Below are 14,009 nucleotides of genomic sequence, written 5' to 3' on the forward strand. Positions count from 1 at the left end.
GCGTACGGCCCCGAAGCGCCGACGCGAGGGAACGGCTCCGGGCCGGCCGGTGTCGGCCGGCCCGGAGCCGTGCACGGCGTGCTCCGCTGGCGGAGCGGCCGGCTCAGGCGCCGCGTCGCTGGCGGGACTCCAGGGCCCGTGCCGCCTTGCGCCGGTCCGCCGCCATGACGTCGACGACGGCTCCGGCACCACGGCCCGGTGTCGCGCGCCAGGTACGAACCTTCTGGGCCGCCCCCGTCAGCCGCGGGTCCCCGGGCTCGACCGTGAGGTAGAACAGCGACTCGTCCGGATCGCGGTCGTCGCCGCCCCAGCGGACGACTCCGTCGAGTTCGGCGAGGATGTCCCGGACGACCACGACCTGCTGGGCGAAGAACCCACCCTTCGCACCGACCGGATAGAAGTTCGGCCGGATCTGTACGGCGGTGCCGGAAGCCTGGTTGGACTCGGGGCGGTTGGCGCGCACCCGGTCCGGGGCACGCCAGCCGACGACGTCACCGTTCCGCAGTTCGTCGATCTCGTAGTGGAAGCGCTGGACGACGTGGACGAGCACCTCCTCCGGTTCGCCGAGGCGCACCTGGACGCCGGACAGCGGGACGCCGGGGACCGGCCGCGTGAAGATGGTGCCGTCCTGGTCTGCGGTGTTCTCGATCTCCCATCCGTTGGCCGAGCGGGCGTCGGTCAGGATGCGCTTGTTGCGCGCGTTGGCTCTCCTGACCGCGCGACGGATCGCTTCCGAGAACGGATCCTGTTCGGCCGCGTAGGCGGGCGAGGCCAGGAACCGCGAGCCGGGCAGGGACACCGTCGCGGCGGCCGCGGCGACGGCGGCCGCGCGGACCAGGATGGCGCGACGTGACACAGGTGACGAGGTCACAGCATTTTCTCCGTGGGTGCTGGGTGACGGGGACGGTGTACGGCGGCCGCGGACAGTGCCGTCATCCCGCGAGCTGCCGCATGATCGCGTTGTACTTCTCGAAGATCTGGTAGATGGCCATGCGCTTCGTGGCGTCGGCCTCGGCCTGGTCCCCCCAGCCCTGGTAGCGCCGCAGGACCTGGAAGACCTCGCGCTCCGTGTAGTCGAGCCGCATGGACCGCAGGGTGGTCTCCCCGGTCGGAGGGTTCTGTCCGCCGGGCTTGCCGTCGACGCCCCAGAGGTGGAGCAGCGGCACCGTGCGCATGGTGAACGCGTTGTCCTTGTTGACCTTCTGCCACATCACCCAGATGTCGGCGTCCTTGGTCGGATCCGTGACGGTGCCGGTGACGAATCCCTTGTTGATGCAGTGGTTCCACGCCCGGATGCCCACCTCCCCGCCGATCTGGCCGATGCCGGTGGAGGAGTCCTTCTTCGTGCCGATCCCCTGGAGGTGGTACAGGGCCACCGCGTGGTCGACGCCCTGGTCGATGAGGTCGTAGTGGCGCATCTCCCAGTACGCGGAGGTCTGGATCAGCGCCTTGCGCATCTTGTACTTGTTCGACAGCTCGGTGGTCTGCTGGTCGAAGGACATGATGGTTTCGAAGCACTCGGTGTGCGTGAACAGACGCGCGTCCGCACCCGTGCCGCCGTCGTCGGCGAAGCCGATCGACCTCATGTACTTGCTCAGGTCGTCGTGCAGGGCGTTGAGGAAACCGCCGTCGTAACGGACGTCGGGGAGCGCCGCGCGCGGCGCGTCGAACGACCCCTGCCCCTTGTCGCGGCCGGACGCGATGTCGATGTCGATGTTGATGGACCCGGCGCCGGAGCCGACGGTACGGGTGACGATCTGGTCGTACGCCCAGTCGGCGGGCAGCGCGTAGCCGAAGTTGCCGGAGAAGCCGGAGGACATGTCGGACACGAACGAGGCCGTGGAGTGTCCGGCCTCGCCGACACGCGTACACACGTTGCGCGGCCCGTAGACACCGATCGCGAACCGGCCGCCGTCGTCGGTGATCGCGTCCTGGATGCCCTTGAAGTGCGGCACCACGTTGTCGGTGACCTGGTAGTCGAGTGCGTCGAAGTCGACGGCGAAGAAGATGCGCGTACCGGACTTGAATCCGTGGTCGAGCGCGGCGTTCACTGCGGCCTGCCCCGCCGCCCGGCCCGCCGGGTAGTTGAACCCGGAGGCGTCCCGGCCGAAGGTCTGGTAGATCGGGAAGCAGCGCAGCCCGTTGTCGGCGATCGTCTTCAACTCGCCCGGCTGGATGGCCTTCTCGGGCAGGTCCGGGTCGTCCGGGATGGGATTCGTGAGGTAGCGGCCCACGTAGACGATGCCCTGGGCCTTCAGTGCCTGCGCTCGCGCGTCGGTGATCTTCGTGACGCCGTCGCAGGCCTGCCCCGGGCGGTCCTGGTCGCCGTACGAGACGAGGAGCGAGGCCCAGGTGGAGAAGTCCCCCTTGCCCGTGACCGGCAGCGCGGCGAACGCCTGGAAGGCGCTGGTGGCAGCGGCGAGGTCCGCGGAGAAGCTGGTGGTGAAGGCGACCGGCCGCTGATTGAGCACCATTCCGGCGGAGAACAGCTGCACCCATACGCCGGAGGAACCGGTCGACAGGGTGTGGGACTGGATACCGCTCTTGGTTCCGGGACCGAAGACGCCGTTCGCGACGCCGTCCGCCATGCCCAGCTCGTACTGGATCGCGAACAGCATCGACTTGGCCACGTCTCTCGAATGGTGGCCGTCGCAGGGAATGGCGTAGAAGTCCTTGCGAAGGATGTACTTCCCGTTCAGCCAGCGCTGGATGGAGGCGATGGTCGCCGAGCCGTTGCCGACGGGGACGTAGGCGTCCATGTTGAACAGGCCCTTGGTCGTCTTCGGCCACAGGGCACTGCCCGGGTACGTGCCGGAGACACCCATGTCCTGGTGCAGCTTCGCGACGGCGCTCTTGACCCGGTCGTTGTACTTGCCGTCGATGTCACCCCCGTCATATCCCTTGCAATACAGGGCCGACTGGATGATCCGGCAGAAATTCGCCGACGGGACGGTGGTCTCGTCGATCTTCCCGTACTTCTCGCCGATCTTCGCCAGCGTCGTGGGACCGAAGGAGTCCGACAGGGACGTGATCCCCATCTCGTACTGGAGCGCCCTGGTCAGGGCGTACATGACGGTCCAGCTCGTCTGACCGTTCTCGTCCAGCTTGGATATGCCCAGCGTCGCGCCATTGCCGTACGTCGTGTTCACGAACCTCTGGGCTCGTAGCACCATTTCATCGGCCACGGTGTTCTTCCTTCTGTCGAGCGGCGAGGGTCTCCTGAACGCCGGGAAGCCCTCCGGAAAGGTGTTCGCGGGAATGCGAGCGGGCGGTCACCACGCGCGGCCGCGGATACGCGCGTCGTAGTTCACGCGCGGCCGGCCGGTGGTGTGGTGCCGCAGGGGGCATCACGCCATCGCATCGGGTGGCGTGAGGGGTTCGGGGAGTCGCTCGGGGGACCGTCGGGGCAGTGGGGGGTGGCCGCCACCGCCGCGCGTCGTACCATGCCGAGGTAAACCCATGGACTCACTCCCGTTGTGGTCGCCCCCCACAGCCGCCCCGGCCCGTCCGGGGCAGCAGCCCGACCGGGGTTACGGCCGAAGGTCCGCGTGCTGCGAAGATCTGGTCAACGCCCTTCGCCAGCGGGAGTCTTCAGCAAGATCGACTCACCGGCAAGACCGAAGCGCGCCTTGTGTGGGGGTGTGCGTTCGCGGGATGCGATCTTGTGGCCGAGAAGTGATCCAATTGTTGACGTGAACAGCACAACCATGTGCCTCGCTCAGGCGTCCGCCGCGCGGTTCAGGAGGAAGAGGCGTTCTCGGGCGTTGCGGGTCAGGGTGGCGGCTCGTTCGAACTCCGCCCTCGCCTCCTCGCGGCGGCCCAGGCGGGCCAGGAGGTCGCCTCGGACGCTCGGGAGCAAGTGGTAGCCCTTCAGGGCCGGTTCGGCCGCCAGGGCGTCGACCAGGGGCAGGGCCGCCGCCGGGCCCTCGGCCATGGAGACGGCGACCGCGCGGTTCAGTTCGACCACCGGGGACGGCGCGAGGGCGACGAGTTGGCCGTACAGGGAGGCGATCGTCGGCCAGTCCGTCTCCTCGTACGTACGGGCCTGGGCGTGGCAGGCCGCGATGGCGGCCTGGAGGGCGTACGGGCCGGGCGCCCCGCCCAGCGCGCCCGCCCGGGTGAGCGCGGCGAACCCGCGCCGGACCAGGAGCCGGTTCCAGCGCGCGCGGTTCTGGTCGGCGAGCAGCACCGGCTCGCCGTCCGGGCCGGTCCGCGCCGGCATCCGGGACGCCTGGAGCTCCAACAGGGCGGCCAGCGCGTGGACTTCGGGCTCGTCCTTCATCAGCCCGGCGAGCACCCGCGCCAGCCGCAGCGCGTCCTCGCACAGGGCGGGCCGCACCCAGTCGTCACCGGCGGTCGCGGAGTAACCCTCGTTGAAGATCAGGTAGATGACCTCCAGGACCGAGGAGAGGCGCTGCGCGCGCTCGGCCCCGTACGGCACCTCGAACGGCACGCCCGCCTTGGCCAGGCCGCGCTTGGCGCGCACGATGCGCTGCGCGACGGTCGCCTCCGGGGCCAGGAAGGCGCGGGCGATCTCGTCGGTGGTGAGCCCGCCGAGGAGGCGCAGGGTGAGGGCGATCCGGGCCTCGGTGGAGAGGACCGGGTGGCAGGCGGTGAAGATGAGGCGCAGGAGGTCGTCGTCGATGTCGTCGACGCCGGCCCCGATGCCGGTGATGTTCGCGGTGTCGGGCGGCGGGACGTCCTCCAGGGTGCGGCCGACCTCGGCGAGCTTGCGGGCGTACGTCTCCCGGCGCCGTACGAGATCGACGGCACGGTTCCTGGCGGTGGCCATGAGCCAGGCTCCCGGCTTCTCCGGGACACCGGACTCGGGCCACCGTTCCAGCGCGGCGACCAGGGCGTCCTGCGCCAGCTCCTCGGCGATGCCCACGTCGCGCACGATGCGGGCGACGGCGGCGATGATGCGCGCCGACTCGATCCGGAACACCGCTTCTACCGCGCTGTCCGCTTCCGGCCCGGCCGCTCCCGACGTGTCTGCTCCCACGGCCACCCATCAGAACACCGGGGGCGGACGAGGGCAAACGCGGGCGCGCGTGGCCCCTGCACGACAAGGCAGAGGCGGGGAGCCGGGCCCCGAGCTCAGGATCGGCCGAAGCCGCCGAGGTGCTCGGGCATGATGGTCACGGCCACGCCGGTGCCGGCGAGCTGGTCCAGCATGGTCAGCACCTTGTCGGAAGGACGGCCGTAGATCCGCGCACTGGTGGTGCCGGCGAGGGTCTCGGTCCAGTGCTTGTCGCTCAGCGCGTCGAGCACCGACAGATGGTGCTCGAAGGAAGCCACGTCCGGATGGACCTGCACGAACTCGACCTCGGTGCCGTCCTCGCTGGCGTACTCGTGAAAGGCGATGACACGAGGCTCGTTCTCCTTGAGGAACCGGAAGTACTCCGGTAGCCGCGCCTTCTCGGCTTCGAACTTTCCGGGGCGAACCTTGTTGGTGGCGGAAAAGATGAACATGGCTTCTCCTTGCGTTTCACAACATGTACGACTTGGCCGAGTTCCACAGGACGCCCCGGTTCACCCGGAGGGGATAGCGGGCGACCATGGCGTTGTAAAGGTCGATGAAGCTGGCAGAATCCTTGGCCGCTGCCGTGAATTCCTGAATGTACTGACGCGTCCTGGCGATGTCTTGCGGGCTGTCGGGATCACCGTCGCGCTTGTGTCCGGAAACCACTGCCGAGGGGTGGAGACTTTCGATGACAGCAAGGGCGTCCAGCCATTTCTTCCACCCGTCTCCTTTCGATTCCGCCAGGTACAGGTGTACGTCTCCGTAGACGGCGTCGCCCGCCACGACCAGCCCGAGGGACGGCACATGGAGGGCGCTTGAGCCGTCCGTGTCGGCGTGGTCGAGCTCGACGGCACGAAGCCGCTGCCCCTCCAAGGTGATTTCCCCATCCCTCAGCGGTTCGCCAATCACGTGCTGATCGGAGATCTGGCCCGGAAAGCGAGGGCGCCAGAACCCGTCGAACCACCGGGTCCCCCACTGTGCGGCCATGTGCTCCACCACACCGGGCGTGGCGACGAGTCTGGCCCGAGGAAAGCGCTCCAGCAGACCTGGCGCTCCGAAGAAGTGGTCACCGTGCGCGTGGGTGACAAAGATGTGAGTGACGTTCTTGCGCCGGTCGGCCACCCAGTCGGCGAGGAGTCGGGACTCGTCGATGGTCATGAGCGGGTCCACCAGCACCGCGTCACGTTCTCCGTAGATGAGCGTGGAAGCGGTGGGAGACCACATCCGCCGGTCCTCACCCGGCGGCAGGTCGTCGGACACCGCCAGCTTTTCCGGTGCTACATAAACGGAATATTCGAGGTCAGCCATCCTGACCCACACCTTTCTATTTCTTGCGACCGATCGGAACCAGTATCCATTCTTCGGTGAACTTGTTCCACGCCGGAGTGACAGGTCAGCTTGTCGACGTGGCGGGGTCGAACTCGAACCGGGAGCGGTTCTCGTTGACGAACTCCTCGACCGTGACCAGCGGACCGCCGTTGATGCTCGCCGCCGCGTCGCTGACGCCTGCCAGACGTCCCTCCCGCTGGTCGATGGTGACCGCCTCGAAGTGCTTGCGTTTGACGGTGTCGCTTTCGAGACCGATCAATTCGAGGAACGTGGTCACGGTGACCTGCTCGTAGGGAATGTCCTTGCCCAGGACCCGGCCCACCTCTTCCGCGAGCTGCTGGTGGCTGTACTCCACCGGACCCGTGAGCGTGTGGATCTGGCCGGCGTGCTCCTCGGGCGAGGCGAAGATGTTGGCGGCGGTCAGCGCGATGTCACGGCCGGCGATCGGGGCGAAGCGGCTGTCCCCGTCGAACGGCATCACATAGCGTCCGCGGCGGATGAGTCCGGAGATGTAGAGCAGCCATTGCATGAAGAACGTGACCCGCAGGTGAGTGACGGGGACTCCGGACCAGTCGAGAACCTGCTCGGACAGCCAGTGGTTCTGAGTGGTCTTGCTGCGCGCGTCGGGCCGCGACTGAATTTGCGACATGTTCACGACGAGCTCCAGATCCTGCTCCTTCGCGGCCTGCGCGAACATGACGGCCGCCTCCACGAGGCCGTCCCCGACCGGGTAGTTGAAGTAGGCGCGCCGGACCCCTTTCAGGGCCGCCCGCACATCGCGGAGGTCGAGGAGGTCACCGAGCGCGACCTCGGCGCCCGCCTCGCGCAGTTCCCGCGCACGCTCATCGTCGCTTCGGACCATGGCACGGACATGGAAACCGGCCTTCAGCAGGTAGTCGACCATCGGCCGGCCGGTGGCACCGTTGGCGGTGGTGATCAGAATCGTGGTCATCGTTTCTGCTTTCGCTTCGCGGAGCTGCGGCGGGTGGGGCGCAACGGCGGCACTCCCTCGTGTCGCAGCCGGGTCGGCCATCGCCGCTCCCCTACGGGAAGCGGCGCCGCCCACTCTTAGATGGTGAGCGTAATCTAAAGTATGGACATGTGCACGCACCCCCTAGGCCTGCGCCTGATCGGCTACGATAGATGTCGCCGGAACTTTAAGTGGGAGTAGGTGACCGGATGAGCCGGGTGTCCCAGGCCACAGCAGTGAAGAACCGGGCCGATGCCGTCGCGGCGGCTGCCCGCTTGTTCCGCGAGCGTGGCGTGCAGCAAGTCAGCATCGCCGACGTCATGAAGTCCGTCGGCTTGACCGCCGGCGGCTTCTACAAGCAGTTCGAGTCCAAGGAAGCGCTGGTGGCCGAAGCGACCACGCGGGCGTTCGAGGAACGTAGCGCCTATTTCACCGAGGTGAGCCGAGCCCACCCCGACGCCCCGACTGCACGCAGGGCCCTCGTGGACGCATACCTCTCGCCTTCCCACAGGGACGACCCCGGTTCCGGCTGTGCCTGCGCCGGCCTGGCGGCTGACATCGCGAAGACGGACGAGACCTGCGCGTCCCGTGAGGCTTACGCCGACGGTGTACGGGAATTCGCCGACTGGCTGTCGGACACCGACCGCGAGGACGGGCTCGTCATGACGGCCACCCTCGTCGGAGCCATTCTGATGGCCCGCGCCACCGCGGGCACGGATCTGTCGGAAGACATCATGCGTGCCGCCCTGCATTCAGTAGCGGCGCGGTTGTCCTGAGACCGCCAGGGATGACGCGACAGCCCTCAGTCCCGCGACGGCACCACATAGGGGAGTTCGAACTCCGAGCGGCGCTCGTTGATGAAATCCTCGACCGTCTGGAGGGGCCGGCCGGTGATGCGCGTCGCCGTGTCCGTGACGCCGGCCAAGCGCCCTTCGCGCTGGTCGATGGCGAACGCCTCGAAATGCTTGAGCCGGGCGGTGTCGTCCGGTATGTCGATCAGCTCCAGGAAGGTGGCCACCGTCACCTGCTCGAACGGCAGGTCACGAGCCAGGACCCTGCTCACCTCGGCAGCGAGTTCCGCATGGCTGTACTCGACGGAACCGGTGACGCGCAACGCCTGCCCGGCGTGCTCTTCAGGCATGGTGAACAGCTTCGCCGCGGTCAGGGCGATGTCGCTGCCGGTGATGGGCGCGAAGCGGCTGTCGGGATCGAAGGGCATGGCGTAGCGGCCGTGGCGAATCAGTCCTGAGATGTAGAGCAGCCATTGCGTGAAAACGGAAACACGCAAATGCGTCACGGGCACTCCTGCCCAGGTGAAGACCTGCTCCGCCAGCCAGTGGTTCTGCGTTGCCTTGCTGCGCGCGTCCGGGCGTGCTTGGAAGTGCGAGATGTTCACGATGTACTCCAGGCCCTGTTCCCTGGCTGCCTCCGCGAAGATCACCGCGGCCTCCACCAGGCCGTCGCCGACCGGGTACCCGAAATATGCCCGCTGCGCACCGTTCAGGGCCGTGCGTACATCCCGCAAGCTGAGCAGATCCCCGAGAACGACCTCGGCACCCGCGTCCCGTAGCCGCTGTGCCCGCTCGTCGTCGTCGCGGACCATCGCCCGCACGCGGAATCCCTCGTTCAAGAGGTGGTCGACCATCGGTCGGCCGGTGTCGCCGTTCGCCGTCGTGACCAGAATCGTGGTCATCGCCTCACCTCTTCGATTCATCCGCAGGGCCCGGAGCGAGGTCGGCGGTGCCGAACCGCCAAGGAAGACGGCCGCGCTCGGGACGCCCGCAGCACTTACGTCGCAGCTGGCACAAGGCCCCTGACCAGCGGCTTTGCCCGCGTTGTCACTGGCATCCCTCAGCAACCATCGTAGAGGCTCCACGCCACGGGTGGTCAGTTGATCTTGTACGTCGGATCAGATCTACCCCTGCACGATCTCGCGGACCTCGCTCGCGATCTCCCACTCCGCCTCGTGGACCTCCACGAAGCGCCGCGCCCACGCCACCGCCTCGTCCCGGTCGGCGGCCTGGATGATCGCGTACCCGCCGACCACCTCCTTCGCCTCGGTGAACGGGCCGTCGGTGACCGTGATCCGCCCGCCGCTCTGCCGGACCCGTACCCCCTGCGCGGTCGGCAGCAGCCCCGCCGTGTCCACGAGGACGTCGGCCTTGGACATCTCCTCGATCAGCTCGCCCATGCGCCGCATCAGGGCGTCGCTGGGGCCCCCGGCGGGGGCGTTGTTCTCGTCGATACGGACCATCATCAGAAAGCGCGGCATGGTGACTCCTCGTGCCTGGTGCGGCGGTGCCGAGGCGGGCCTGTCCCGCCTCTCACCTGTACGTCGAACGGCCGGCACCGGAATCGACACGGGCCGGGGAAGAAATCGAGAACGCCGGAGCCCCGCCGGCGAAGGGCCGCGCCCGCTACGACCCCGCCCCCGCGCTCGCGGGCGGGATGTTGTGGTTCAGCCGGAACATGTTCGCCGGGTCGCGGGCCGCCTTGATCTCCTGGAGGCGCTCGTACGTCGGCGCGTCGAAGGCCAGCCGTACCCGCTCCGTCGTCGCGTCGTTCGCCCCCAGGAAGTTGGTGTGCTTCCGTACGGTCAGCCACGGCTCCAGCCGCTCCATCACCTCGTCGCCGACCGTCCGGTACTCCTCGCGGTCCTCGCCGGGCGGCACGAACACGAAGGCGAAGACGGCGAAGGCCGCGTCGCGCGTCCCCACCACGTTCGGCGCCCCCGAGTAGCGGCTCAGCGCGCCGCCGAGCTGGCGCAGGTCGACCACGTTGACCCGGCTGTCGGCCTCGGGACCCGCCACGTCGAGGAGCGCGTCGATCGTGTCCGGCGACACCTCGTCCAGCACCGCGAAGTGCTCGACCGCCCCGATCCCCTCCGGGGGATCCGCGCTGATGGCGTCGAACTCCGTGTACGGCCGGAGCTCCACGGAGTCCAGCAGGACCGGCGCCGCCGCCCGCAGCGGCGCGATCAGCCCCTCGCCGTCGGCCTCCGACCCGAGCCAGGAGAACCGTACGGCCACGGTCAGCCGCCCCCGCATGAAGTCGGGCAGCGTGGGGAGGTCGGGCAGCCGCAGCAGCGCGACCGACGAGGTCACCTCCTCCGGCGCCGTCGTGGTGAACCGCTCGTAGGCGTGCAGCACCTCCCGGGCGTCGTCACCGGAGAAGTACAGCGCCCCCGCGTACAGCTGGGTCACCGGGAAGAGGGAGAACTCCATCGCGGTGACCACCCCGAAGTTGCTCTTGCCGCCGCGCAGCGCCCAGAACAGGTCGTCCTCGGAGTCGCGTGAGGCGTGGCGCAGCTCGCCGTCCGCCGTCACCACGTCGATCCACTGGACGTGGTCCGCCGCCCACCCGAAGGCCCGGCCCATCGTGACGCTGAGCCCGCCGCCGAGCGTGTACCCGACGACGCCGACGTCCGCGGCGGACCCGACGAGCGGGGCCAGGCCGTGGCCGGCGGCCTCCTCGACGACCTGCCGCCAGTTCACCCCGGCCTCGACCCGGACGGTGCGCTCGCCCGCGTCGATGGACAGCCCCGTCATCCGGCGGGTGGTGATCAGGACGGCGTCCTCGGGGACGTCGCCCGAGGGGCCGTGGCCGGTGGAGAGGACGGCGACAGGACGCCCGTACCGCCCGGCGAAGCTCACCGCGCTCATGACGTCCGCCGCGTCCGCGGCGCCGACGATCACGGCGGGACGGTGGGTGACCGCGCGGTTGAAGCCGGTGGCCTCCTCCGTGTAGCCGTTGTCGCCGGGGAGGAAAACGGGGCCCGCGACGTCGACGGTCAGGGCGCGGATGTCGCGGGGCGAGAAGGGCCGGGGCCCGGAGAGGGGGTTCGATGCCGAGGTCATACGGACGTGCCTTTCGGGATGCGATACGCGCGACTCGGCGCGCGCGAATACCCCCCTCATCCCATCCTGTCCCTATTTGTTCGGATGCGCCCCTTTTTCCGTACGGCTTTCCGTAGGGCTTTCCGTACGGCCCGGCGCACGGAAGGCGTCCTCGCCGCCCTCCCCCTCCCCGCCGTCCGCGCCGAGCGACTCGAAGCGCCAGCGGTGCACCGGCCTGGCGGTCAACTCGGCCGGGGGATCGGGCAGTTCGGGTACGTCGGCGTCGTACGGGCCCGCCCACCAGGTGAGCACCAGGACCCGGCCCCCGGGGGCGCGCAGCAGCTCGCGGCGGAGCGGCTCGTACGGCAGCGCGCCCGCTCGCGCGCGGGCCCACTCCAGCAGCTCCGCGCCCCGGCCCTCGGCGGCCTTGGCCTCCCACATGAGCGCGACCGTCATCAGTAGAGGTTGTCCTTCGCCAGCTCGTGGACGTGGTCGTGGGAGTGCGCGTGGTCGTGTGAGTGCGCGTGGTCGTGTGAGTGCGCGTGACCGCGCCCTGGCACATGCGGCTCCGTCACCGGCAGCGACGAGTCCGCCGACAGGTCCCAGTCCGAGGCCGGCCGGTTCCGCGCCACCATCTCCGCGCCCAGCGCGGCGACCATCGCGCCGTTGTCCGTGCACAGCCCCGGGCGCGGCACCCGCAGCCGGATGCCCGCCCGCTCGCAGCGCTCGGCCGCGAGCGCGCGCAGCCGCGAGTTCGCCGCGACCCCGCCGCCGATCATCAGGTGGTCGACCCCCTGGTCCTTGCACGCGCGGACCGCCTTGCGCGTCAGCACGTCCACGACCGCCTCCTGGAACGAGGCCGCCACATCCCGTACGGGCACGTCCTCCCCCGCGTTGCGCTTCGCCTCGATCCAGCGCGCCACGGACGTCTTCAGGCCGGAGAACGAGAAGTCGTACGGCGCGTCCCGCGGCCCGGTCAGCCCGCGCGGGAAGGCGATCGCGGCCGGGTCGCCCTCCCTGGCCAGCCGGTCGATCACCGGACCGCCCGGGAAGCCCAGGTGCAGCACCCGCGCGATCTTGTCGAAGGCCTCGCCCGCGGCGTCGTCGATGGTGGCGCCCATCGGCCGCACGTCGGAGGTGATGTCCGGGGCCAGCAGCAGCGACGAGTGACCGCCGCTCACCAGCAGCGCCATCGTCGGCTCGGGCAGCGGGCCGTGCTCCAGCTGGTCGACACAGATGTGGGAGGCCAGGTGGTTCACGCCGTACAGCGGCTTGCCCAGCGCGTACGCGTACGCCTTCGCCGCCGAGACCCCCACCAGCAGCGCCCCCGCGAGGCCGGGGCCCGACGTCACCGCGATCCCGTCGAGGTCGCGGGCGCTGACGCCCGCCTCCTTGAGGGCGCGCTCGATGGTCGGCACCATCGCCTCCAGGTGTGCGCGGGAGGCGATCTCCGGCACCACGCCGCCGAAACGCGCGTGCTCGTCGACGCTCGACGCGACGGTGTCGGCGAGCAGCGTCGTACCGCGCACGATGCCGACGCCCGTCTCGTCGCAGGAGGTCTCGATACCGAGGACGAGAGGTTCGTCAGCCATTGATCCCAGTTCCTTGGACGTCTTGTATGTGGAGCCCCTGCATCGGCAGGCGCATCACGAGCGCGTCGACGTTGCCGGGCTGGTAGTAGCCGCGGCGGAAGCCGATGGGCTCGAAGCCGAACCGTTCGTACAGCTTCTGCGCCCGTATGTTGTCGACCCGCACTTCGAGCAGCACCTCTTCGCACTCGGCGGCGCTGGCGTGCTGGAGGAGGTCGGTCAGCAGGCGCGAGCCCAGGCCCGTGCCCCACTGGTCGCGGGCGGCGGCGATGGTCTGTACGTCCCCGAGGCCGCCGGCGGCGGCGAGGCCCGCGTACCCGACGATACGGCCGCCGGCCTCGGCGACGACGTAGCGGCGGGTGGCGCCGGGGCCGCGCGCGTGGGCCAGCTCGGACCAGAACATGCCGGGTGACCAGGCGTCCTCGGGGAACAGGTCGTGTTCGAGCGCGAGGACGGGCTCGATGTCCCACCAGCGCATCTCGCGCAGCACGGCGGCCCCGGCCTCCTGGGCCTCCCCGTCCCCGGCGGCGCCCGCCGCGTCCACGCCCTCTTCGGCGGCGCCCGCCGCGTCCACCGCGCCCCTCTCCTCCTCGGCCCTGGTCACTTCGGGGTGACCACCTTGTAGTTCTTGGGCACCTCGGCGTCGGGCCTGCGGAGGTAGAGGGGCAGCGGCGGCAGGAAGTCCTCGCCCCGCCCGGCGGCCAGCAGCTCCGCCGCCAGCCCGGCGAGCGCGGCGGCCGACTGGTGCTCGGGGGCCCGGGCGTCCGGGAACGAGGCCGGGTAGAGGAACGCCCCCGCACCGACCACCGGCAGCCCCGCGACCCGCTCGGCGAGGTCGGCGGGCCGGTCGACGGCGGGGTCACCGAGCCGGGTACGGACATCCGCGTACCGCGCCCAGTAGACCTCCTTGCGCCGGGCGTCCGTGGCCACGACAAAGGGCTCCTCAAGACCGGAGGCGTACGCGAGGCCGTCCAGCGTGCACAGCCCGTGCACCGGCACCCCCAGCGCGGAACCGAAGCTCAGCGCCGTGGCCAGCCCGACCCGCAGCCCCGTGTAGGGCCCCGGCCCCACCCCGACGACCACGTCCGTGACGGCCCCGAGCCCCACTCCCGCCTCGGAGAGGACCCGGTCGACGGCGGGCAGCAGCAGTTCCCCGTGCCGGCGCGCGTCCACCTGGCTCTCCGCGGCGAGGACGGAGGAGCCGTCGTGAAGGGCGACGGTGACGGCGGGCGTGGCGGTATCAACGGCGAGCAGAAGCACGC

Annotated in this window: 13 protein-coding genes and 1 pseudogene; 1 reads left to right on the forward strand and 13 read right to left on the reverse strand. The window is 69.8% G+C overall.

Annotation, left to right across the window (positions count from 1 at the left end):
• Positions 1–103 precede the first annotated feature (103 nt).
• The 6 genes from HA039_RS13100 to HA039_RS13125 form a co-directional block, all read right to left on the reverse strand.
• A complete protein-coding gene (locus tag HA039_RS13100; RefSeq protein ID WP_167028478.1) occupies positions 104–871 on the reverse strand; it encodes a hypothetical protein in 768 nt (255 codons plus the stop codon).
• 61 nt (positions 872–932) lie between these two features.
• Positions 933–3,185, reverse strand: a complete 2,253-nt coding sequence (locus tag HA039_RS13105) for a glycoside hydrolase domain-containing protein (RefSeq protein WP_167028481.1) — start codon at positions 3,183–3,185, stop codon at positions 933–935.
• A gap of 533 nt (positions 3,186–3,718) precedes the next feature.
• Positions 3,719–5,002, reverse strand: a complete 1,284-nt coding sequence (locus HA039_RS13110) for an RNA polymerase sigma factor (RefSeq protein WP_167028484.1) — start codon at positions 5,000–5,002, stop codon at positions 3,719–3,721.
• 95 nt (positions 5,003–5,097) lie between these two features.
• On the reverse strand, positions 5,098–5,472 hold the full coding sequence (locus HA039_RS13115; RefSeq protein WP_167028487.1) for a hypothetical protein: 375 nt from the start codon (positions 5,470–5,472) through the stop codon (positions 5,098–5,100).
• A 16-nt stretch (positions 5,473–5,488) separates the two neighbouring features.
• On the reverse strand, positions 5,489–6,331 hold the full coding sequence (locus HA039_RS13120; RefSeq protein WP_167028489.1) for an MBL fold metallo-hydrolase: 843 nt from the start codon (positions 6,329–6,331) through the stop codon (positions 5,489–5,491).
• Positions 6,332–6,416: 85 nt separating this feature from the next.
• Positions 6,417–7,385, reverse strand: coding sequence for an NmrA family NAD(P)-binding protein (locus tag HA039_RS13125; RefSeq protein ID WP_208298609.1), 969 nt, complete (start codon positions 7,383–7,385; stop codon positions 6,417–6,419).
• Positions 7,386–7,531: 146 nt separating this feature from the next.
• Here HA039_RS13125 and HA039_RS13130 point away from each other — a divergent pair, with 146 nt between their 5' ends.
• The gene (locus HA039_RS13130; protein ID WP_167028492.1) at positions 7,532–8,098 is read left to right on the forward strand and encodes a TetR/AcrR family transcriptional regulator; all 567 of its coding nucleotides are present in this window, start codon (positions 7,532–7,534) and stop codon (positions 8,096–8,098) included.
• Positions 8,099–8,124: 26 nt separating this feature from the next.
• On the opposite strand, the gene HA039_RS13135 is transcribed toward HA039_RS13130, so the two are convergent.
• The 7 genes and pseudogenes from HA039_RS13135 to tsaB form a co-directional block, all read right to left on the reverse strand.
• Positions 8,125–9,015, reverse strand: coding sequence for an NmrA family NAD(P)-binding protein (locus tag HA039_RS13135; RefSeq protein WP_167028497.1), 891 nt, complete (start codon positions 9,013–9,015; stop codon positions 8,125–8,127).
• 222 nt (positions 9,016–9,237) lie between these two features.
• Positions 9,238–9,594, reverse strand: a complete 357-nt coding sequence (locus HA039_RS13140) for a YciI family protein (protein ID WP_167028499.1) — start codon at positions 9,592–9,594, stop codon at positions 9,238–9,240.
• Between the two features lie 145 nt (positions 9,595–9,739).
• Complete coding sequence (locus HA039_RS13145; RefSeq protein WP_167028502.1) at positions 9,740–11,179, reverse strand: FAD-binding oxidoreductase; 1,440 nt, start codon at positions 11,177–11,179, stop codon at positions 9,740–9,742.
• A 180-nt stretch (positions 11,180–11,359) separates the two neighbouring features.
• Positions 11,360–11,614 (reverse strand): annotated as a pseudogene (locus HA039_RS13150) (hypothetical protein); the annotation flags it as partial.
• Complete coding sequence (tsaD, locus tag HA039_RS13155) at positions 11,614–12,750, reverse strand: tRNA (adenosine(37)-N6)-threonylcarbamoyltransferase complex transferase subunit TsaD (RefSeq protein ID WP_167028505.1); 1,137 nt, start codon at positions 12,748–12,750, stop codon at positions 11,614–11,616. The pseudogene HA039_RS13150 and the gene tsaD, both read right to left, overlap by 1 nt.
• Positions 12,743–13,225: a ribosomal protein S18-alanine N-acetyltransferase gene (rimI, locus tag HA039_RS13160; RefSeq protein ID WP_167036721.1), complete on the reverse strand. Its 483-nt coding sequence runs from the start codon at positions 13,223–13,225 to the stop codon at positions 12,743–12,745. Before rimI ends, tsaD begins: the two co-directional genes overlap by 8 nt.
• Positions 13,226–13,347: 122 nt before the next feature.
• Positions 13,348–14,007, reverse strand: coding sequence for a tRNA (adenosine(37)-N6)-threonylcarbamoyltransferase complex dimerization subunit type 1 TsaB (gene tsaB / locus HA039_RS13165; protein ID WP_167028508.1), 660 nt, complete (start codon positions 14,005–14,007; stop codon positions 13,348–13,350).
• Positions 14,008–14,009: the final 2 nt, after the last annotated feature.

This window comes from Streptomyces liangshanensis (assembly GCF_011694815.1).
GTDB lineage: Bacteria > Actinomycetota > Actinomycetes > Streptomycetales > Streptomycetaceae > Streptomyces > Streptomyces liangshanensis.